Raw genomic sequence first — 22,108 nt, forward strand, 5'->3', positions numbered from 1 at the left:
GTTACTGCCTTTCCTATCCCCTGCCCGGCCTGTTCTTTCGCAGGAATTCTCCCGGCGCACACCCATACTGCCGCTGGAAAACCCGGTAAAAATAACTCAGGTTCCTGAACCCGCACTCCTGGCAGATATCAATAATTTCCATCCTGTTTTCCAGAATCAGGGAAGCTGCAAAATCCATCCGCCTCATATTAATGAATTCCGTAGGGGACATATGCAGATACCTGCGGAAAGAACGGTTTAAATACTCCTGGGAAACATTCGCCAGGGAAATCAGCCGGGGAAGCCCCTCAATGAAATTTTCAGGCTCCTCCATCCGCCGTATCAGCGAAGAAAGCCATCCCGGCAGCGGATCCACCTCCTGCAGGGCCGGCCCCGGACAAAAATGATACAAAAAATAAGGCAGTACGGCATTCAAATACAAACGCCGCGCCGCACCAGGCTCCAAACCGCCCACATGAAGCATTTTTTCCCGGATATCAGACAAAACCGGCTCAGCCAGCTCCGTCTGAAGACACAAAGGGGAATCCGTAAAAAAAGACGGCGCACATCCAAGAAGCCCGCATATCTTTTCAAAAATAGACGGCAGGAAAGAAATATTAATCAGCTCCAGATCATACTGATTCAAAAAATCATACCCATGCCTGTCGGAAGGCCTCACGAAAACAAAAGACCCCTCCGAAAGCAGCACGGAGGAACCATTGATCCTGTGAATCCCCTTCCCCTTATTAATAAGAAAGAACTCATAAAAAGTATGCGTATGAAACGGATAAGTCTCCCGCACACTGAACTGATGCTGGAAACCACATTCCTCCCCCTTTAAAGTCAGCCTGGGAACCTCCGCGCACGGCTTCCCGCCGCGCCCCTCCTTATCCCTGCATCCGCAGCCCCGCAAATCAGAGTTCATCAAAACCGATCCCCTTTTTCGTCAGAAATGTCCTCACTGTCCTGTCCCACAGGACATCCACACTCTTATCCATAATAAAAGTATGAAAAGCGGTACCCGTCACCAAAGTAAGCCCGCTCCCGTCATACTTACACGTCAGAACCAAAGCCTTCACCTGATCCGCCGTAATATCCGTTTCCCCCGCCTTCAGGATCCCCGGAATAAAACGGGGCATCAGATGCAGAATAAACTTAAACCCCGACGGTGTTTTCCTCCCCTTAATCAAATCAAAACACAACGGCCGCACATTTTTCCACGCAGAAAAATCATCAGGCCGCAACTCAGGATCATCCCACTCCTCACTGCTGAAAAAATCCCGGTTCATATGCCCGTCAATATGGAACGTATTATACGTGGAAATCGTGGCTTCCTCCAACAAAAAAGAATCAAAACAAGACGACCCCAAAAGCTTTCCCATAAAACTCTTAACTTCTTTCACCTGCAATGCAATCATAATCTCTCTCCATCCTGCTTCCGCCCTCAGCCCGCCCACGTCGGCCCCATTCCCCTCTATTATAATGAAAACTCCCCCCAACAGCAACCATTTTCACCACCCGCTTTTTCCCTGTCTATTAACCCACCTGTCTCTCTTATTTTTCAATGAAATCCATTCAAAACCAGCCAACCACCTTTCGCCTTCCATCTTTTATCCATTATAAGGCGCATTGTCCTCCAGAACCTTTACGTTTTGCCCCGGGGGATTTTCCCGCCCTGTCCCAGCCGTCCGGGGTGCGGGGGAGGTGTCTGTTCTGAAAGGGAATCACGAAAAAATTGAGATATTTCTTACAGCATATTTTTCCCCTTCTGCTGTTGCCCCTAGCGGCTTGTCTGACGAACGCACAGACGAAGTCGTGCGTGAGGAGTTCAGCCGCGTTAACAGCAGAAGGGGAAAAATATACTGTTAGAAATATCCAATTTTTACGTCTGACCGCTCAGAACAGACACCTCCCCCGCACCCCGGACGGCTGGGACAGGGCGGGAAAATCCCCCGGAGCAAAACCCCAAAGCCTTCCGGATTACAATCCCCCTATAAAATGCGATGAAAAAATACATAACTTTTGGAAATTCTCTTTACAATATATGTAGGCGGGTGTTATTATAAGTGGTAATGAAAACTACGTGTAATTGTAGTGAATAATCGGAGGAATCAATGAGTTATAAAATTGTAGTGGACAGTTGCTGTGAATTGCCGGATGAACTGAAAAAAGATCCCCGTTTTGAGATTGTGCCTCTGGGGATTGAAGTAGGGGACTGGCGGATACAGGATGATGAGACCTTTAATCAGGCAGAATTTCTGAGAAGAGTGGCGGAGTGCCCTGAGTGCCCCCGTTCCTCCTGCCCTTCACCGGATAGATATAAACAGAGCTTTGACTGTGATGCGGAGCACATCTACGTTGTCACGCTGTCTGCGAACCTGAGCGGAAGCCATAACAGCGCAGTGCTGGGAAAGAATCTTTACGAGGAAAAGCACCATGATAAGAAAATTCATGTGGTGGATTCCAAATCAGCTTCCGGCGGCGAGGCGCAGATTGCACTGAAGGCAATGGAACTGGAGGAAAAAGGTCTGGCGTTTGAGGAAATCGTTCAGCAGCTGGAAGCTTTCCGGGATGAAATGAATACGTATTTTGTCCTGAACAACCTGGAAACGCTCAGAAAGAACGGCCGCCTTACCGGCGTGAAGGCCCTGGTGGCTTCCACACTTAATATCAAGCCTGTAATGGGAGCCACGGAGGAAGGAACGATCATTCAGCTGGGACAGGCCATCGGGCTGAAGAAGGCGCTGCAGAAGATGGCGGATATTGTGGCCAGGGAAACAGCGAATCCGCAGAAAAAATGCCTTATGATTACGCACTGCAACAATCTGGCAAAGGCCGAGAGCGTGCGTGACATGATTCTGGCAAAGGCAAAGTTCGCGGAAGCCAGAATCCTTGATACTGCAGGAATCAGCAGCATGTATGCCAATGACGGCGGGATTATCATCGCAGTCTGACAGAAAAAGTATTCCCGGCGCACAGGAATTGACCGTAAGGAAATGCTACAGAAGTGCCAAAATCCATCGCCAAAGGCGGTTTAGGATGGATTTTGCAGTAGTTGCAAGAGCTGTTTAAAAATTAAATGAAAAAAGGAAAAACGGCGCTGCCAGCAGGCGGAGCCGTTTTTAGATCGGTAAAACATATTATGATATGGTAACTGTAAAGAAATAGATCTGCAGCCTTACTCAGCCGCTTTCCCTTCATTCCTTCATTTCCGCGGCCATCTGGCGAAGCGCCTTTTTGCTGGAAGGCGCAATTTTAATTTTGTGCCCGTCCGTCATGGTCAGATGGAAGGCGGAAACCTTATCCACATACTTTAAGTTGATGACGGCGCTGCAGCCGATCATGGCCAGCAGGCCGGATTCACTTACACGGATGAAGCCCAGATCAAGCTTGGTGGTGCCCCTTGCGGAATAGTCAGTATCGAAGCCCAGGGTGGCGCTGAAATTAAGCATGTTGGCAACACACTCCCTGTTTCCGCCGTTTGCCAGATGAATGCGTATATAACGGTCATCGGGATAGGCGTACATGATTTCTTCCTCCGTCAGATAAAAGGCTTCCGTATCCGTACGGAATTCCATCCGCTTTTCCTGGCTGTTTTTGATGGTGAGAAGGGTCTCCACGACTTCGGTCAGCTCTGCGGGCTGGATAGGCTTGTCCATAAAAAAGCAGTTGTCAGGCAGGTCCGTTTCCTCCCTGTAATTGATTTTGGAGCAGCAGAAAACGATGGGGAGGGTATTCCCGGCGTTTCGCAGCTCCCGGGCGATTTCCGCCGCATTGCAGCCGTCCTCAACCATATCCATAAACAGGCCGTCATAGATCATGGGAGTTGACAAAATGGCGCTGCGGTTGCCGAAGGAATCCACGTAAAGAACCCCGGTGGTATTCAGCCTGCGGTCCGATTCCCGCCCAAGAAGCCGTTCCATTTGTTTCCTGTCCGCTATATTGTCATCACATACCGCTAGATGCATTGCTTTTTCCTCCTCTTTGTATGTTCAGATTTATGGCGTGTCCGCCCGGCGTTTTGCACCGCTGTGATGCTTTATTTTGCGGCCGCACAGCAAAAAGCCCGTCTGACTGTTCTGCCAGACGGGCGGATTTCTTTTGCTACATAAGCGTGAAATGTACTGGTGCCGCAAACAAAAGATAAAGTATCACTGCCAGCTGAACAATCAGTATGGCAGGCATGCCGAAAACGAAGCTTTTATGCTTGGTTTTATGACGGAAGGTATACATCCCGGCGATACAGCCGATGCTTCCGCCCACCAGGGCGGTGAGAAAAAGATTGGCCTCCGGGATACGGAACGCACCTCTTTTTGCCTTCCGTTTGTCGATACCCATCATGGCAAAACCCACTATATTCACTATTATAACATAAAGAAAAAGAATTAAAATAACATTCATGGGAAATCCCTTATTTATTTTTTTCGATTTCCTGCTGCTTCATGGCGCGTACCTTACTGGAAAGGCCGAACAGATTGATAAAGCCTTCTGCGTCATGATGGTCGTACAGGTCACCTGTGGTAAAGGAAGCGATGGATTCGTTGTACAGGGAATAAGGGGAGGTGGTGCCTGCCTTGATGATATTTCCCTTGTAGAGCTTGAATTTCACTTCGCCGGTTACATTTTCCTGAGTGCTTTCAATGAAAGCCTGGACAGCCTCGCGCAGAGGGGTAAACCATTTTCCTTCATACACGATCTGTGCGAATTTATTGCCCATATCAAGCTTCGTGGTGGTGGTTTCACGATCCAGGATCAGCTCTTCCAGCTGCTGATGAGCTTCATAAAGGATGGTTCCGCCGGGAGTCTCGTAAACGCCGCGGGATTTCATGCCTACCACACGGTTTTCCACGATATCCACGATGCCGATGCCGTGCTTGCCGCCCAGCTCGTTCAGCTTGCGGATGATATCGGAAACCTTCATTTTTTCACCGTTGATGCTGGTGGGGGTTCCTTTTTCAAAGGTCATGGTTACATATTCGGGTTCATCGGGCGCTTTTTCAGGAGTGGTTCCCAGTACGAGCAGATGCTCATAGTTAGGCTCATTGGCCGGATCCTCCAGCTCCAGTCCTTCATGGCTGATGTGCCACAGGTTACGGTCACGGCTGTAGCTGCTGTCTGCAGAGAAGGGAAGGTCAATGCCGTGCGCCTTGCAGTATTCGATTTCGGATTCACGGGAATCCATGGTCCACTTCTCATTTCTCCAGGCTGCGATGATCTTTAAGTCGGGAGCGAGTGCCTTGATACCCAGTTCAAAACGGATCTGGTCATTTCCTTTTCCGGTAGCGCCGTGGCAGATGGCGGTAGCGCCTTCCTTACGGGCGATTTCCACCAGCTTCTTGGCGATCAGGGGCCTTGCCATGGAGGTGCCCAGCAGATATTTGTTTTCATAAACCGCATGTGCTTTTACGCAGGGCATAACGTATTCATCACAGAATTCGTCGATAACATCCAAAACGTAAAGCTTGGAAGCGCCGCAGAATTTTGCTCTTTCTTCAAGACCGTCCAGCTCTTCCGCCTGTCCGCAGTCGATGCAGACGCAGATGACTTCATAGTCAAAGTTTTCTTTCAGCCACGGGATAATCGCTGTGGTGTCAAGTCCGCCTGAGTAGGCAAGGATTACTTTTTCTTTCATTATGTTCCTCTTTCCTGCCGCAAAAAACCGGCATGCTTATTAATTATGTGAAATTTCAGGAGCCCTGGCCTGTGGCCGCCGGCTCATTTGTTCTGGAATTAATATACAACAAAACTTTTTAGAATGCAAGTGAAAAAATATGCATATTTTTAAGTGTTTTTTATGAAAAATATGCATAAACTTTAAAAAACTATTGCATATTATGCAAAACAGACGTATAATTATGCGAAAACCGGGGATGCCACCGTGACTATGCGGGATGGAAAAGACAGAAAAGGTTGAGTTTCGGGCGGATTCTGATTATACTGGTTTTACCGGAAAATATCAGCCGGATTCTGACAGTATCTGTGAGATAACTGAAAACTGAACGGTTAAGGGAAAGGAATGGAAGGAAAATGATAAAAGCAGGAATTATTGGAGCGACAGGTTATGCGGGAGGAGAGCTGGTAAGACTGCTGACGGCCCACCCTGATGTGGAAATCGTATGGTACGGCTCCCGCAGCTATATTGACAAGAAGTACTATGAAGTCTATAAAAACATGTTCCAGATAGTGGATGCCGTATGTCTGGATGATAATATGGAAGAACTGGCAAAGCAGGCGGATGTGATTTTTACCGCCACACCCCAGGGCTTCTGCGCGTCCCTTATTAATGAAGAGATTCTTTCCAATGCAAAGCTTGTGGATTTGAGCGCGGACTTCCGCATCAAGGATGTGGCGACCTATGAAAAATGGTACGGCATTGGGCATAAGGCTCCCCAGTACATAGGAGAAGCCGTCTACGGGCTGTGTGAGATCAACAGGGAGGCGGTGAAAAATGCGCGCCTGGTGGCAAATCCCGGCTGTTATCCCACCTGCTCCACTCTTTCCATCTATCCTTTATTAAAGGAAGGACTGATCGATCCGTCCACCGTGATTATTGATGCCAAGAGCGGTACTTCAGGGGCCGGCAGGGGCGCCAAGGTGGATAACCTTTACTGTGAGGTCAACGAGAATATCAAGGCCTATGGCGTGGCAAACCACAGACATACGCCGGAGATCGAGGAGCAGCTTTCCCTGGCCGCAGGAGAGGAAATGCTGATAAATTTCACACCTCATCTGGTTCCCATGAACAGGGGCATCCTGATAACGGCTTATGCTTCCCTGAAAAGTACGCTGCAGCCGGACGGCACCCGGGCCTTTCCTTCTTATGAAGAGGTACGGGCGGCTTACGATAAATACTACGACAAGGAAAAATTCGTCCGCGTTCTGGATAAGAATGTATGCCCGGAAACCAAATGGGTGGAGGGCAGCAACTATGTGGACGTGAATTTTAAAATCGATGAAAGAACCGGACGCGTCATCATGATGGGCGCTATGGATAACCTGGTGAAGGGCGCGGCAGGACAGGCGGTGCAGAATATGAATCTCATGTTCGGTCTGCCGGAAACCAAGGGGCTGGAGCTGGTTCCCATGTTCCCGTAAGGAAACCGGCCGGCGGAGGAGCGAGCATGAGATTAAGGCCTTATCAAAAAAGAGATGCCGCCGTTATAGCAGGCTGGAGCACGGATGAGAGAACCCCGGAATGCTTTGCATTTCAGAAAGAAAAATGGGGAAGAATCCGGATGGAGCTTGTTGTGGCAGATGTATAAGTGCAAGATAATTGTAATTCTAAGGCAGGGTGGTGAAGCGCCGAATGCCGGAAGCCTGAGGCTGGGAGGGATAAATGGATCAGAACAGTATTGCGGATTTCGTAAAAGGATTTTGCCCGGAGATTAAAAAATATGAGGCGTATTACTACGGATATCCGGAAATCGCAGATGAGCTTTGCACGCTTGTGCTGACCGGAGAAAAAAGAGCCACCACCAGCCTCCTTAAGCTCTATGAACTGGAGCAGGAGCCGCTTCCGTGCGCCGGAGACTATTCCGTCATCCTGGACAGCACACAGCGGCCCCGTTGCATCACCCGGATCACAAAGGTAACGCAGGTTCGTTTCTGTGATATTACCGAAGAATATGCGCGCAGGGAGGGCGAAGGCGATAAATCCCTGGCCTATTGGAAAAAAGCCCACAGAGAGGCATTTTCCCGGGAGTGCAGGGAAGAGTGTGGAATTGAATTTACCGAAGACATGATTTGCGTCTGCGAGGAATTTGAGGTGGTTTACCGGGGAGAGAGCGAAAACAAACAGTAAATGATTGTGGATGTGGGGTGGCTGCCAGGAAGGAATTGACAGAAGGTACGGATAGGCGTAAACTGTTGAAGGTTTTTAAAGTTGTAAGAACTGGCAAAATTTAATCGCCCAACACATCAGATAAGTTTCCATACTATATTGGCGCTGGATACCCTCACATTCCAAAGGAGTGAAAAAATCCATGGCAGAAAAAAATAACAGTGCACTGTTTTTTACATGCAGTCCATTGAATTTATCGGACGCAAGGTTCTGCAGCCTCGTAAATTTATTACGGATGCCCTTGGTAAGGAGGCTATTGAAAGAATTTATGATTATGCGGATGTTTTTCATTGTGAACCAATAGCAATATTGGAGACTGCAGGGCGGATGCAGGCTGAACTGTAATTTCTTTAGTAAAGGAAAAAGCTTATGGAACGAGTAACCCATGAATTCCAGCCTGTTTTCAACAGGGATTCCCGTGTCCTGATACTGGGGACCTTCCCTTCCGTGAAATCCAGGCAGCAGCAGTTTTACTACGGCCATCCCCAGAACCGGTTCTGGAGGGTGACGGCGGCGCTTCTTAAGAAAGAGGTACCCGTAACCATTGAAGAAAAGAAGAAAATGCTCCTTGACGGCCATATTGCCATCTGGGATGTGATAGATACCTGTGATATTGAAGGCTCCAGCGACAGTTCCATCCGCAATGTAAAGGCCAATGACATCGGCGGCCTTCTGGCGCAGACCTCCATCCGGGCGGTGTTTGCCAATGGGGATAAGGCGTGCCAGCTTTACCGGAAATACTGTATGGAGCAGGCCGGCAGGGAAATTATCAGACTGCCCTCCACAAGCCCGGCCAATGCGGCATGGACGTTGGAAAAGCTCATACAGGCCTGGAGCGTGATTCGTGAATATATGTGAATACGCGGTGAAAGCAGACATCCGCTTCATCCCGCAGCGTTTAAAAAGACCTGGAGAAAATTGCAGATACTCTCCAAGGCATGTGGCAGTTCCGTTTACCAGACTGCCGAAATACATAAAGAAGTGAGGAATTACAAACATGGTACGAACAATGAACATTGATGATTATGACGAGGTAAGCCGGCTGTGGCATAAAATCAAAGGATTTTCCATCCGCAGCATCGACGACTCCAGAGAAGGCGTGGAGCGCTTTCTGCAAAGAAATCCGGAAACCAGCGTGGTAGCGGTGGAGGATTCAAAAATCGTGGGAGCAATTCTCTGCGGGCATGACGGCAGACGCGGCTGTATGTACCATGTTTGTGTGGATCCGGAATACCGGATGCGAGGAATCGGCAAATCCATGGTGGTTTTTGCCATGAATGCGCTGAAAAAGGAGAATATCAGCAAGGTATCCCTCATTGCCTTTACCAAGAATGATGTGGGAAATACCTTCTGGCGCTGCATCGGCTGGACGAAGCGGGAGGATCTGAACTATTACGATTTTGTACTTAACACTGAAAATATAGAGCGTTTTAACGACTGAAGCGGCAGCGGGGATTTCAACCCTGCCCAAAGGAGGAGAATATGGAACATATCAAAGGAGGCGTGACCGCTGCAAAGGGGTTTATGGCGGCCGGCGTGGAAGCAAATGTGAAGTATAAGAACAGGAAGGATATGGCGATGGTATACAGCCAGGTTCCGTGTAAGGCGGCGGGTGTTTTTACCAGCAATGTGGTAAAAGCGGCGCCGGTGGTATGGGATCGGGAAAAAATTAATACCTCCCCCTATATTCAGGCCGTGGTAGTGAATTCGGGAATCGCCAATGCATGTACGGGACGTCAGGGCTACGCTTACTGCCAGGAAACGGCAGACGCCGCCGCAGGCGCGCTGCAAATCCCCGGGGATTGTGTGCTTGTAGCATCCACAGGCGTTATCGGCATGCAGCTTCCCATGGACAAAATCACCGCAGGCGTGGCGGCTCTGGCAGGCTGCCTCAAGGATACGCTGGAAGCCGGAACCCAGGCGGCGGAAGCGATAATGACCACGGATACGATTTCCAAGCAGGTGGCTGTGCAGTTTGAGGCCGGCGGCAAAACCGTGACCGTAGGCGGCATGTCCAAGGGCAGCGGGATGATTCATCCCAACATGTGCACCATGCTGGGCTTTGTAACCACGGATATCGCCATTTCCAAAGAGCTTTTGCAGGAGGCATTAAGCGCGGATGTGGTGGACACCTTTAACATGATTTCCGTAGACGGCGATACCTCCACCAACGATACGCTGGTGGTACTGGCAAACGGTTGCGCCGGAAACCCTGAGATCACGGAGAAAAACGAGGATTACCTCCATTTCTGCCAGGCGCTTCACGAGGTAAACGAAACGCTGGCAAAAATGATGGCAGGGGACGGTGAAGGGGCTACCGCGCTGTTTGAGACAAAAGTCATCCATGCGGCAAATAAAGAGGACGCCAGGACGCTGGCCAAATCCGTCATCTGCTCCAGCCTGACCAAGGCGGCCATTTTCGGCCATGACGCCAACTGGGGAAGGATTCTCTGCGCGCTTGGCTACAGCGGAGCCAGCTTCGATCCGGAGGCGATTGAGCTTTTCTTTGAAAGCAGCGCGGGACGGATTCAGATATATAAGGACGGCCAGGCCACGGATTACAGCGAGGAGGAGGCCACTAAAATCCTTTCCTGCCCTGTGGTGACTGTTGTTGTGGATATGAAGATGGGCGAAGCGCAGGCCACTGCCTGGGGCTGCGACCTCACCTATGATTATGTAAAAATCAATGCGGATTACCGCTCCTGAGAAAAATAAATTGCGCAATGAAAGCATTCATACAGGCCTGCGCATTTTGCAGCGCAGACCGTATGAATACGCAGAGGAAGAAAGCATCCGGCCCACCGTGCGGCAATTTTACAAGGACGGATGCAAACATGTGATGGGAGAGCGAAGATGGAACAGAAGGAAATGGATCAGGTAATGCAGAAGGCATCGGTGCTGATTGAAGCGCTGCCTTATATTCAGAAATTCAACCGTAAAATTATTGTGGTAAAATACGGCGGAAGCGCCATGAGCAATGAAGAGCTGCAGAGGAACGTCATCAAGGACGTTACCCTGTTAAAGCTGGTGGGCTTCAAGCCGATTATCGTGCATGGCGGCGGAAAGGCCATCAGCAAATGGGTGGGCAAGGTAGGCAAGGAAGCCAGGTTTGTGAACGGCCTGCGCGTGACGGATGAGGAAACCATGGAAATCGCGGAAATGGTCCTGGGCCGTGTAAACAAGAATCTGGTGACCATGGTGGAGGAGCTTGGCGTCAAGGCCGTAGGTATCAGCGGCAAGGACGGCGGCCTTCTGAAGGTGGATAAAAAATATGCGGACGGCCAGGACATCGGCTTTGTAGGTGATATCAAGGAAGTGGATCCCAAGGTGCTCTATGACCTTCTGGAAAAGGATTTTCTCCCGATTGTGGCCCCGGTTGGGCTGGATGATGATTTCAATACCTACAATATCAATGCGGATGATGCCGCCTGCGCCATTGCCAAGGCGGTGGGAGCGGATAAGCTTGTTTTCCTTACCGATATTGAAGGGCTGTATAAGGATATCAATGACAAATCCTCTTTTATTTCCCGGCTGACTGCCGGACAGGCGGAGGAATTAATCAACGGAGGAATCATCGGCGGCGGCATGCTGCCCAAGCTGAACAACTGTACCTCAGCCATCCGCAACGGCGTTAACCGGGTGCATATCCTGGACGGAAGGGTTCCCCATTGCCTGTTGCTGGAAATTTTTACAAACGAAGGCGTGGGAACGGCGATTATATCCGATGATGAGGAAGTGTAGGAAGCGGTAAAAAGGAGAGAATGGCATGAGTGAAAAAGCTTTGAGCATGAAGGAATATATCGAAGAGGCGGAAGCCGCTCTTTTACATACCTACAACCGGTATCAGGTGGTTCTGGATAAGGGCGACGGCGTTTACCTGTATGATATGGAAGGCAAAAAGTACCTGGATTTCTGCGCCGGCATCGCTGTTTTTGCCCTGGGCTATAATAACAGGGAATATAACGACGCGTTGAAGGCACAGATCGATAAAATTATCCATACCTCCAATTATTATTACAATGTGCCTGCTGTGGAAGCGGCTGTGAAAATGAAAAAGGTTTCCGGCATGGACAGGGTTTTCTTTACCAACAGCGGCGCGGAGGCCATTGAAGGCGCTTTGAAGGCAGCCAGGAAATATGCATATCTGAAGGACGGACGCACGGATCATGAGATCATTGCCATGGAGCATTCCTTCCACGGCCGTACCTTCGGCGCGCTTTCCGTGACGGGAAATCCCCATTACAGGGAAGCCTTTGAGCCTATGATAGGAAATATCCGTTTTGCGCAGCTGAATGATTTTGACAGCGTCCTTTCACAGGTGACGGACAAAACCTGTGCCATCATTATGGAAACCGTACAGGGAGAAGGCGGTATTTATCCTGCGCAGGAGGAGTTCCTGAAAAAGGTGCGCGCCCTGTGTGATGAAAAGGATATCCTTCTTATTCTGGATGAGATCCAGTGCGGCATGGGGCGTACAGGTTATATGTATGCTTGGCAGCGTTACGGCGTGAAGCCGGATATTATGACGACGGCAAAGGCTCTGGGCTGCGGCGTTCCGGTGGGCGCATTCCTGATGACGGAAAAGGTGGGAGCCCATTCCCTGACAAGCGGTGACCATGGCACCACTTACGGAGGGAATCCGCTGGCCTGCGCGGCTGTGAGTAAAGTTCTTGATTTATTCGAAAAGGACAATATAATAGATAATGTAAGACAGGTCGGTGCATATCTGGAAGAAAAACTGGCCGCCCTGGTGGATAACTATGATTTTATTGAGGCTCACAGAGGCGTGGGACTGATGCAGGGGCTGGTTTTCTCCATCCCTGTTGGGGATATTATCAGCCGTGCGCTTGAAAAGGGGCTGATCCTGATCAATGCGGGAACCAATATTATCCGTTTTGTGCCGCCTCTTGTGATTACCCGGGAGAATGTGGATGACATGATCGTAATCCTCAGGGACTGCCTGGATGAAGTAAAAATATCGTAGCCTCTGGCAGCCCTATTGTTCTTTTTGTCTGCCGGACGGTATTAAAAACGCCCCGAAAAAAGGAGATTTTGCATGAAGCTTTGGAAAAGAATTGCAGCCGTGGCAGCGGTCGCGGCGGCCGCCGGTGTATTGATTTATTATGGGATCGCAAGCGACAGGCTGGCTGATCTTACCAAAATACCCGACAACGCCCTGCTTAGTAAGCCTACGGTGAATTTATGGTATACGGACGAAGCCCTGAGCGATTATCTGGGCAGCGTTGCCCTGGATTTTTCAGAGGAAAAAGATGTCCGTGTGATTCCGAAGCTGGTATCGGGCCTTGAATATCTGGAGACGATCAACCAGGATTCCCTGCAGACCAATTCTTATCCGGATTTATATATCATAAGCAATGACTGTCTGGAAAAGGCTTATCTTGCGGGACTGGCAAGTCCTGTGAAGGATGAGGCGGGGCTTGTGAGCGAAGAGAATTTTTCCCGGCCGGCGCTGGAGGCGGTGACCTATAAGGACAGGCTGGTCGGTTACCCCTTTTATTATGAGACAAGCGCGTTGATTTATAATAAGACTTATATGGAAGCGCTGGCGGCGGCTTCTCTGGAGGCTGAAGCGGATGCGGCGGAAGGCGAGGCCGCCATGGAGGCGCTGAATGAAAACGGTGAGCCGCTGGATGCAGGCAGTACGGAAGGGGCGGCTGAAGGGGGACAGGACGCAGAGGGCGAAGGTGAAGCCGGTGAGCCGGAGACGTTTGTCCCTGAGGAAGCGCAGTTGGAGGAACGGATTAATGCAATGATCCCGTCTACAATCGATGATATCCTTTCTTTTGCGGACAGCTACGATGCGCCGGAGCAGGTAGAGGCTGTTTTCAAGTGGGATGTGGACGATATTTTTTATAATTACTTCTTTGTGGGGAATTATATTGATGTGGGCGGTTCCTGCGGTGACGATACGGAAAGTATTGATATTTACAATCTGGATGCCATCCGGTGCCTGATGGCGTATCAGGATTTGAATCAGTTTTTTTCCATTGATCCGGATGAGGTGGATTACGATTCTGTAATTCGGGAATTTATTGACGGCAAGCTGGTTTTTACGGTGGCTACCACGGATATTGTGGGCAGGATCGAGGAAGCGAAGAAGAACGGGGAGTTCCCGTATGAGTATGGGGTGACGAATATACCCAATATCGATGAGGAGCTGAAGACGCGCAGTCTTTCCGTGACCAATGCGGTGGTGGTAAACGGCTACAGCCAGAAAAAGGACATTGCCAATGAGTTTGCCGCTTATCTGACCGGGGAGCGTGCGCAGAATCTGTATGAGCGTACGGGCAGGATGCCGGCCAGGAAGGGCGTGAGCTTTGAAAATCCCCAGGCGGAGGCGTTTGGCAGGGAGTATGCGCTGTCGGTGCCGATTCCGAAGATGATGGCAACGAGTAATTACTGGGTGCAGATGGAAATTGCTTTTACCCGGGTATGGTCGGGGGAAAGTGCGACGGATACATTAAAAGCGCTGTCTGAAAAGATTATGACGCAGGTGACGGGCCAGCCTTTTGAGGAAGAGTATATCGAGGAGCCTGTTGAGGAGACGGAAGGCTATATCGGCGAGGAAGAGTAAGGATTGCCGGTTACCGCAGAGGGACTGTGCGGCTGCGAATAGTTTTGAATAAGTTGCCAATCGTATGGGCAGAATGTAGAAAAGGGCGGGGCTTCAGATGGCGCTGCAGCGGTTTGGAAACCGCTGCAGCGCTGCGGGAGCCTGAAAAGACCCTTATGACAGGAGGCCTATATGATTGGTTTATTTATTGCTTTGATTTCCGGCGCGCTGATGAGTATTCAGGGTGTTTTTAACACGCAGGTTACTAAGGCGTCCAGTATCTGGGCGGCCAACTGCTTTGTGCAGTTCACGGCGTTGCTTGTGTGTCTGGCCGCATGGGCGTTTACGGACAGGAGTTCTCTTCTTGGCGTGTTTCAGGTGCAGCCCAAGTATATGCTTTTGGGGGGCGCTATCGGGGCTTTCATTACTTATACGGTGATTAAGAGTATGGATATGCTGGGGCCGGCCAGGGCCGTTATGCTGATCGTGGTGGCGCAGCTGCTGGTGGCTTATCTGATTGAGCTGTTCGGGATGTTCGGTGTGGAGAAGACCGGATGGGAATGGCGGAAGGCTATTGGGATGGCGGTGGCTATTGCGGGGATTGTGGTGTTTAAGTGGGAGTGATAAGGGCAAGGGATTAAGGGCAAGGGATTAGGGGTTGGGGGGGGGCGGGCGCCGGGGTTCGAGAGCTGCGCTCTCTCACTTTGCGGCTGGCGCCGCATAGGCAGGAACAACAGTCTTGCTGTGGGTGAGCAAGCTCCCCCGCAGCAAGGCTGTTGTTCCTGCCTGCCCGGCTTGTAGCTGTGAAAAAAAACCACTCTCCTCTTGTAAAACTTTTCTTTTTATTTTACAATGGAAGGGCAGTGAGTTACGGGGGCCTTTTCGGGTGCGCCGGGAGCGGTGATACGTTGAAAAGGAGATAAAATGTCAAATTGCAGAATAACTCCAGTACTTGTTTTGGTACTGGTCTTTTCTTTCATGTTCGGCGGATGCGGCAGGGATATGGATCTGCGTGAGCTTTCGCAGGATCAGGTTCCGGCGGGGGCCGGGGAGGAAGATGATGCCGGAGAAGGCGCAGCGGGGGAGGCGGAAGCATTTCCCGGGGCGGGCGGTTCCGGCGGTGAGGATGTGTCCGGTGAGGCGGAGTGTGTGATACATATTTGCGGCGCAGTTGCTGTGCCGGGAGTGTACAGGCTGCCGGCGGGAAGCCGGGTCGTGGATGCCGTTGAGGCGGCAGGCGGCCTTGCGGAGGACGCGGCGGAAAGAGGTGTGAACCAGGCGGCGCCCATATCGGACGGGATGCAGATTGTGATTCCGACCCTGGAAGAAGCGGAACAGGGAATTTTTTCGCCGGACGGGGTTATGGAGGAAAATGGATCAGGAAAGGACGGCCTTGTGGATATCAACACCGCGGATGCGGCGGAGCTGATGACACTGCCGGGAATCGGTCAGACAAGGGCTGATGCGATTGTTGCCTACAGGCAGCAGAATGGTAAATTCCAATCCATTGAGGATATTATGAAGGTGGACGGTATCAAGGAGGGAAGCTTTGCAAAGCTGAAGGACAGGATATGCGTCAGACAGTAAAGATGGGAAAGGTCCGGCCGGCAGGAGCATTTGCTGCACTGCATGCGGGAAAATGGTTCAGGAGTGCATAAATCCACCGCCGCAGGCGGTTTCGGATTGATTTGGCAGTAACTGTGAAGAAACCAGGCAGTTACGGAATAAAATCTTTGGAGGAGCTATGGGAAAGCGGGTTTTGGTTGTAGACGATGAGAAACTGATTGTGAAAGGTATCCGTTTCAGCCTGGAGCAGGACGGTATGGAGGTCACCTGTGCCTATGACGGTGAGGAAGCGCTGGAGCAGGCGAGAAATTCGGAATTTGACATGATCCTTCTGGATATCATGCTTCCCAAGCTGACAGGACTGGAGGTATGCCAGCAGATACGGGAATTTTCCAATGTCCCCATCGTCATGCTGACGGCCAAGGATGATGATATGGATAAAATCATGGGCCTGGAATACGGCGCCGATGATTATATTACAAAGCCGTTCAATATTCTGGAGGTCAAGGCCAGGATCAAGGCCATAATGCGCAGGACCACAGTAAGGGATAACGCGTCAAACGCGCCCAAAACCGTTGTGAACGGTGATCTGAAGCTGGACTGCGACAGCAGGCGCGTCTATATTGCCGGCAAGGAGGTCAACCTGACAGCCAAGGAATTCGATGTGCTGGAGCTGCTTGTCTTAAATCCCAACAAAGTCTACAGCCGTGAAAATCTTCTGAAGCTGGTATGGGGAAGCGATTATCCCGGAGACGTCCGCACGGTGGACGTCCATATCAGAAGGCTTCGTGAGAAGATCGAAAGCAATCCAAGTGAACCCAGATATGTGCATACAAAGTGGGGAGTCGGCTACTTCTTCAGAGCCTGATTTCCGGCTTTGGGGAATGTGCCAGGCTGAATGGAAGTAGAGGCTGCCAAAATGCTTACCAGGCTTAAAAAGCTATTTATGAAAATACCTGCTCTCAGGAGCATGAAGGTCTATATATTCTTTCTGATGCTGGTGATGGGCATCCTTCCCAGCTTCATCATGAGGGTTGGTATCCTTCAGAGCTATGAAGAACGTGCGGTGAACCTGCGTATCTCGGATACGCAGACGCAGTTCAAGATCATTGCCAACCATCTTCTGAACAATAATTATCTGCAGGATACCTCAAATGAGGCAATTAACGCGGAGCTGGAACAGATGTCCAATCTGTACGACGGCCGCGTTATTATCATTAACGGCAATTTCCGTATTGTAAAAGATACATACAGTATCAGTGAAGGCAAAACGATTATTTCCGAGGAGGTCATCCGGTGTTTCAAGGGAGAGAGCACCACCCGGTATGACAAGGAAAACGGTTATATCGAAATGACCATTCCCATCGAAGCCCCCAGCTCCGGAAAGAATCAGACAACGCAGGCGGATGCGGGGAAGAAGCCGGAGCAGAGCCAGGTAGTTGGAGTTATGCTTGCCAGTGTTTCCACGGACAGCATAGCGACGACAATGGAAATCCTGAACCGGAAGGCCCTGATTATAGAGATCGTGATGATCATCTGTATTTTCGGTGTGGCCGTGGGATTTTCCTCCATTCTTGTCAAGCCCTTCAACCGGGTGACCCAGGCGATTACCGAGGTAAAGGACGGTTTTACGGACGAGCCCATTGCAGTTCCCGATTATATCGAAACGGAGCACATTATCGATGCCTTTAACCAGCTGCTGACGCAGATGAAGGTGATTGACGATTCCCGGCAGGAATTTGTTTCCAACGTTTCCCATGAACTGAAGACGCCGCTTACCTCCATGAAGGTTCTGGCCGATTCCCTCATGCAGCAGGAGGACGCGCCTCTGGAGCTGTATCAGGAATTCATGCAGGACATTGCCAATGAGATCGAACGTGAAAATAAAATCATCAATGATCTTCTCTCCCTTGTAAAAATGGACAAGACGGCCGCCCAGATGAATATCACGGCGGTGGATATCAATGAACTGATAGAATCGGTGTTAAAGCGTCTCCGCCCCATTGCCAGGCTGCGGGATGTGGAGGTGACCTTTGAAAGCATACGTCCGGTCACCGCGGAAATTGATGAGGTGAAGATCACCCAGGTATTTACCAATCTGGTGGAAAATGCGATTAAGTACAACAAGGAGCATGGCTGGGTCAAGGTGCTGCTGGATGCGGATCATCAGTTTTTTACCGTGGAGATCTCCGATTCCGGTATCGGTATTCCGGAGGCGGACTACGATCATATATTTGAGCGTTTCTACAGAGTGGACAAATCCCACTCCCGGGAGATCGGCGGCACCGGACTGGGGCTGGCCATTACCAGAAATGCCATCCTTCTTCACCGCGGTTCGGTGAAGGTAGCCAGTACGGAGGGAGAAGGCACCAGCTTTACCGTAAAGATCCCGCTTACCTATGTAAGATGACGTGGTTTTCTGCGGCCTTTTTACAGGGGATTATCGTGCAGGAAAAATGATAAGGCAGCGCAGGACTGTATCTGAGGTACAGTTGGCATGTATGGAAGAACGGAAAGCCTGAACGGAGGTTCAAAAATCGAATGAAGGATACTTCGAACAGAAAAAAGGATGCTTCAAACAAAAAATCGGCATGGGCAGCCAGCATGCTGCTGCTTTTCTGCCTGGTGCTTCCGGCCTGTAGTACGGGGGCGGCGGAACCGGAAGGAACGGCCTTTGATATCTATTATCTCAACAGGGAAGAAACAAAAATAGCCAAAGAGGTTCACTATATTGATTCCGGGGAGCAGTCAGGACAGATAGCAGGACTGCTGGAAGCCATGGAAGCGGTGCCGGAGGATGTGTCCCTGAAGTCTTCCGTGGGAAACAGCTTCCAGGTGACCGGGTTCCGGGTGGAGGAAGGCGGACAGCTGGATCTGGATGTGGATGAAAGCTACAGAAAGCTTGCGCCCACCACGGAGGTTCTGGTGAGGGCGGCGCTTGTGAGGACGCTTTCCCAGGCGGAAGGAATCAATCATGTGCTGATGACGGTGGGAGGACAGCCGCTGGCAGACAGCACGGGAACAGCAATCGGTCCCATGACTGCCGATGCGTTCATTGACAATGCGGGAAAAGAAATCAATTCCTATGAAATGGTGAAGCTCAAGCTCTTTTTTGCCAATGAAGCAGGGGACGGCCTGGTGGAAATCGTCAAGCCTGTGGAATACAACAGCAATATTTCCATGGAAAAGCTGGTGGTGGAATATCTGGTAAAGGGTCCTGACATCGACGGCGTATATCCGGTGATTAATCCGGGTACGAAAATATTGAGCGTAACCGTCAAGGACGGTATCTGTTACGTGAATTTTGATGAAAACTTCATGACGCAGCTTTATAATGTTACTGCGGATGTGGTGATTTATTCCATTGCAAACTCCCTGGTGGAGCTTCCCAATGTAAACAAGGTGCAGATAGCCGTAAATGGAAAGACAGACATCGTATACAGGGAGACTTTCAATCTGTCCAATCTTTATGAAAGAAACCTGGATCTCGTAAAGACAGGAGAAAATGTGGAATGAGACGGCCCTTATGCCTGGCTATGCTGGGCTTTACGGCCGCAGTCCGGATAATGACATGGATAAAGCCGCTGCCCCAGCCCTCCCCTCCGATGGAGGACGGGCAGACGGCTGTGGTTGCCGGGACGGTTTCGGATATCACAAGCTATATGGACCCGGAAAACGGGCAGATGGTACATATTGTTTATCTGAAGGCTGCGGATGCGCTTCCCTATCAGGGGGCAGAAACGCAATCGGATCTTAAGTTTAAAGATCCAGATGCTGAGTTAATAAAAACTGACAGTATATCTCTTAATACAAATCTAAACAATTTCACGGCTGCCGGTATCAGGGCAGTAAATTTTTCAGACAGAGACTTAAAACAGAATATTACGGCGCAAAAAGAAGCGCAGAAGCAGCTGCAGGAAATAGATATGCAGGTATGGGAAAAGTCCGCTCAGGAGCAGGGAATGCCGGCGCAGACACTGGAAAAGTCCGCTCAGGAACAGGGAATACCAATGCGGTCACAGGGCGGTACCGGTGTAATGTGCAGGCTGCAGGAGGGGGAAGTTCGCCTGCCGGAGATCGGCAGCAGGGCCTGCTATCGGGGAAAGGCGCGCCATTTTAAAACAGCGACAAACCCCGGTGAGTTTGATGCCAGGGCATATTATGCAGGGCAGGGTATCAGCATGCAGCTTTCCCAGGCTGTGCTGACGGGGAAGAGCGAGGGCTATTCCGGCTGGCGTCATGCACTGTATCGTCTGCGGCGCCACGCTGGGGAGGTGTTGGAAAATATTTTCCCGCAGAAGGAAGCGTCTGTACTGAAGGCCATGCTTCTGGGAGAAAAAAAGGGAATGGATTCGGAAATTAAGGCGTTGTATCAGGGGGCCGGGATTTCCCATATCCTGGCGATTTCAGGCCTGCACATATCCCTGCTTGGGATGGGGCTTTACCGTCTGCTGAGCCGCTTTTTATCACGAAAGCTGTCCGGCCTCCTTTCCTGCGGCGTACTTTTTTCCTATCTTGTCATGACCGGGTTTTCAGCATCCGCGGCCAGGGCGGGCATTATGTTTTTACTCTATATGACCGCCAAAATTGTGGGAAGGACCTATGATATGCCCACCGCGCTTTCCACGGCGGCGGCCCTGCTCCTGCTTGAAAACCCTGCCTGGCTTCAGGACGGCGGTTTTCAGCTGTCCTTTGCTGCAGCGGCCGGGGCAGCGGTCACCATTCCTGCCTTTGAACGGATGGGCAGTGATGCTGTAAAGCTTTTCGGAAAAGACAAAGGAAAGAAAAATTATATAAAAATGTATGGGGAAAAACAGAAGCATCCCGTCATGCAGAGGCTGCTTCAGGGATTCCGTTCCAGCTTCTGCATCAGCCTTACCACCCTGCCGGTGCTGCTTTCTGTGTTTTATGAATGGAACCTTCTGTCCATCCTGCTGAATGTGCTTGTAATCCCGCTGATGGGGATTCTTATGGGAGGAACGGTGCTTCTTGTACTGGCCGGGAGCGTTGTTGGGGGCATAGGAGAGCCGGTTTTTGTTTTCCTTCGTATCCTGGCGCTTCCGGTGAAAGGAATCCTTATTTTTTATGAAAAGCTGTGCCTGCTTTCCGAAGGTCTGCCTGGTATCTGGCATGCGGGAAAGCCGGAGCTGTGGCAGCTTCTTGTCTTTGCTGCAGGCCTTGGGCTTCTTCTGCTTCTGGCGGAGAAAATCCCCAGGCCGGCAGGCGTGCCTGCAGCAGTGCTGCTGTGTCTTGTTTTTGTGTTAAAACCTCAGGACGGCATGCAGATGACCATGCTGGATGTGGGGCAGGGAGACTGTATTTATATCAGAACGGAGAGCGGTAAGCATTATCTGTATGATGCGGGCAGCTCTTCGCAGAAGGATACCGGAACCTGGCAGGTGATCCCATTTTTGAAATATCAGGGTGTGGGCAGGCTGGAGGCGGTATTCGTAAGCCATTGGGATGCGGATCATATCAATGGTCTGGAGGCAGTCTTTGAATGGGCGGAAAAGAGTGGCGTTTCCATCGGCGGCCTGGTGCTGCCGCAGGCCCATGTCGTTCAGGATGAGCCGTCCCGGCTTGTGGAAATGGCCGGAAGCTATCACATTCCGGTGTACCGTATGGCGGCCGGGGATCTTTTAAAGGATGGGAAAACGGAATTCCTGTGTCTGCATCCGGATGGAAGGGACAGCTTTACAGACCGGAATACAGCCTCTCTGGTTGTGCAGCTCACTCTGCGGGCGGAGAACGGGGATAAGGATTTTTCCATCCTGCTCACCGGAGATGTGGATGCGGAGGGAGAACAAAAAATTCTTGCCTCTTCCCCCGGACTTCTGCAAAGCTGCGATATTTTAAAGACCGCACATCATGGTTCTGAAACCTCGACCACCCGGGAATTCCTGGATGCCGCAGCACCGGCCTGCGCCCTTATTTCCTGCGGCAGAAATAATCCCTACGGACATCCGCATAAAGCGGTTCTTGAGCGCTTGAAAGCCGCACGGATCCCGGTTTTTGTCACAAACGAATGCGGTGCGGTTACGGTGCGCAGAAGGCAGAAAAAAATTACGGTGGAGACTTTTTTGAACGTTGACTGATGGCCCGGAATATGTCATGATAATAAAAGTAAACCCCGGCAGTTCACAACCCGA

General features: G+C 50.6%; 21 protein-coding genes and 1 pseudogene. 17 read left to right on the plus strand and 5 right to left on the minus strand.

Annotated elements, in window-relative coordinates; genetic code table 11:
- Positions 1 to 13: 13 nt before the first annotated feature.
- Entirely contained in the window at positions 14 to 904 is an 891-nt protein-coding gene (locus tag DXC51_RS10205) for a helix-turn-helix transcriptional regulator (protein ID WP_117544455.1), read from the minus strand.
- Positions 894 to 1,397 carry a DUF5721 family protein gene (locus DXC51_RS10210; RefSeq protein ID WP_147332356.1) on the minus strand — a complete coding sequence of 168 codons (504 nt, stop codon included), beginning with the start codon at positions 1,395 to 1,397 and terminating at the stop codon, positions 894 to 896. The genes DXC51_RS10205 and DXC51_RS10210 overlap by 11 nt, the downstream gene beginning before the upstream one ends.
- Positions 1,398 to 2,093: 696 nt before the next feature.
- Here DXC51_RS10210 and DXC51_RS10215 point away from each other — a divergent pair.
- A complete protein-coding gene (locus DXC51_RS10215; protein WP_021638133.1) occupies positions 2,094 to 2,933 on the plus strand; it encodes a DegV family protein in 840 nt (279 codons plus the stop codon).
- A 243-nt stretch (positions 2,934 to 3,176) separates the two neighbouring features.
- On the opposite strand, the gene DXC51_RS10220 is transcribed toward DXC51_RS10215, so the two are convergent.
- The 3 genes from DXC51_RS10220 to DXC51_RS10230 form a co-directional block, all read right to left on the minus strand.
- A complete protein-coding gene (locus tag DXC51_RS10220; protein ID WP_117544457.1) occupies positions 3,177 to 3,947 on the minus strand; it encodes a LytR/AlgR family response regulator transcription factor in 771 nt (256 codons plus the stop codon).
- A gap of 136 nt (positions 3,948 to 4,083) precedes the next feature.
- Positions 4,084 to 4,380 (minus strand): DUF1294 domain-containing protein, encoded by a 297-nt coding sequence (locus DXC51_RS10225; protein WP_021638128.1) that lies wholly within the window; start codon positions 4,378 to 4,380, stop codon positions 4,084 to 4,086.
- A 10-nt stretch (positions 4,381 to 4,390) separates the two neighbouring features.
- A complete protein-coding gene (locus DXC51_RS10230) occupies positions 4,391 to 5,611 on the minus strand; it encodes an argininosuccinate synthase (RefSeq protein ID WP_021638127.1) in 1,221 nt (406 codons plus the stop codon).
- Positions 5,612 to 6,006: 395 nt separating this feature from the next.
- Here DXC51_RS10230 and argC point away from each other — a divergent pair, with 395 nt between their 5' ends.
- The 16 genes and pseudogenes from argC to DXC51_RS10310 all read left to right on the plus strand — a co-directional run bounded on the left by argC (position 6,007) and on the right by DXC51_RS10310 (position 22,054).
- Positions 6,007 to 7,074: an N-acetyl-gamma-glutamyl-phosphate reductase gene (gene argC / locus DXC51_RS10235; protein WP_117544458.1), complete on the plus strand. Its 1,068-nt coding sequence runs from the start codon at positions 6,007 to 6,009 to the stop codon at positions 7,072 to 7,074.
- A gap of 26 nt (positions 7,075 to 7,100) precedes the next feature.
- On the plus strand, positions 7,101 to 7,241 hold the full coding sequence (locus DXC51_RS29495; RefSeq protein WP_155858268.1) for a hypothetical protein: 141 nt from the start codon (positions 7,101 to 7,103) through the stop codon (positions 7,239 to 7,241).
- A 74-nt stretch (positions 7,242 to 7,315) separates the two neighbouring features.
- Positions 7,316 to 7,780 carry an ASCH domain-containing protein gene (locus tag DXC51_RS10240; RefSeq protein ID WP_117544459.1) on the plus strand — a complete coding sequence of 155 codons (465 nt, stop codon included), beginning with the start codon at positions 7,316 to 7,318 and terminating at the stop codon, positions 7,778 to 7,780.
- 87 nt (positions 7,781 to 7,867) lie between these two features.
- Positions 7,868 to 7,978: pseudogene (locus tag DXC51_RS30580) on the plus strand (DUF3990 domain-containing protein); the annotation flags it as partial.
- Positions 7,979 to 8,188: 210 nt separating this feature from the next.
- The gene (locus tag DXC51_RS10250; RefSeq protein ID WP_025490709.1) at positions 8,189 to 8,677 is read left to right on the plus strand and encodes a DNA-deoxyinosine glycosylase; all 489 of its coding nucleotides are present in this window, start codon (positions 8,189 to 8,191) and stop codon (positions 8,675 to 8,677) included.
- Between the two features lie 139 nt (positions 8,678 to 8,816).
- Entirely contained in the window at positions 8,817 to 9,260 is a 444-nt protein-coding gene (locus DXC51_RS10255; protein ID WP_025490710.1) for a GNAT family N-acetyltransferase, read from the plus strand.
- A gap of 41 nt (positions 9,261 to 9,301) precedes the next feature.
- The gene (gene argJ / locus DXC51_RS10260; protein WP_117544460.1) at positions 9,302 to 10,525 is read left to right on the plus strand and encodes a bifunctional glutamate N-acetyltransferase/amino-acid acetyltransferase ArgJ; all 1,224 of its coding nucleotides are present in this window, start codon (positions 9,302 to 9,304) and stop codon (positions 10,523 to 10,525) included.
- A gap of 147 nt (positions 10,526 to 10,672) precedes the next feature.
- Positions 10,673 to 11,560: an acetylglutamate kinase gene (argB, locus tag DXC51_RS10270; protein ID WP_025490713.1), complete on the plus strand. Its 888-nt coding sequence runs from the start codon at positions 10,673 to 10,675 to the stop codon at positions 11,558 to 11,560.
- 25 nt (positions 11,561 to 11,585) lie between these two features.
- Entirely contained in the window at positions 11,586 to 12,803 is a 1,218-nt protein-coding gene (locus tag DXC51_RS10275) for an aspartate aminotransferase family protein (RefSeq protein WP_021638116.1), read from the plus strand.
- A 72-nt stretch (positions 12,804 to 12,875) separates the two neighbouring features.
- Positions 12,876 to 14,414, plus strand: a complete 1,539-nt coding sequence (locus DXC51_RS10280; RefSeq protein ID WP_117544461.1) for a sugar ABC transporter substrate-binding protein — start codon at positions 12,876 to 12,878, stop codon at positions 14,412 to 14,414.
- A 171-nt stretch (positions 14,415 to 14,585) separates the two neighbouring features.
- Positions 14,586 to 15,017, plus strand: coding sequence for a DMT family transporter (locus DXC51_RS10285; protein WP_021638114.1), 432 nt, complete (start codon positions 14,586 to 14,588; stop codon positions 15,015 to 15,017).
- A gap of 300 nt (positions 15,018 to 15,317) precedes the next feature.
- A complete protein-coding gene (locus DXC51_RS10290; protein WP_117544462.1) occupies positions 15,318 to 15,980 on the plus strand; it encodes a helix-hairpin-helix domain-containing protein in 663 nt (220 codons plus the stop codon).
- Between the two features lie 157 nt (positions 15,981 to 16,137).
- Positions 16,138 to 16,827, plus strand: coding sequence for a response regulator transcription factor (locus DXC51_RS10295; RefSeq protein WP_021638111.1), 690 nt, complete (start codon positions 16,138 to 16,140; stop codon positions 16,825 to 16,827).
- 51 nt (positions 16,828 to 16,878) lie between these two features.
- Positions 16,879 to 18,369, plus strand: coding sequence for a sensor histidine kinase (locus DXC51_RS10300; RefSeq protein WP_025490717.1), 1,491 nt, complete (start codon positions 16,879 to 16,881; stop codon positions 18,367 to 18,369).
- Between the two features lie 131 nt (positions 18,370 to 18,500).
- Positions 18,501 to 19,475, plus strand: coding sequence for a GerMN domain-containing protein (locus DXC51_RS10305; RefSeq protein WP_025490718.1), 975 nt, complete (start codon positions 18,501 to 18,503; stop codon positions 19,473 to 19,475).
- A complete protein-coding gene (locus DXC51_RS10310; RefSeq protein ID WP_117544463.1) occupies positions 19,472 to 22,054 on the plus strand; it encodes a DNA internalization-related competence protein ComEC/Rec2 in 2,583 nt (860 codons plus the stop codon). The genes DXC51_RS10305 and DXC51_RS10310 overlap by 4 nt, the downstream gene beginning before the upstream one ends.
- Positions 22,055 to 22,108 lie beyond the last annotated feature (54 nt).

Source organism: Eisenbergiella massiliensis, from assembly GCF_003435485.1.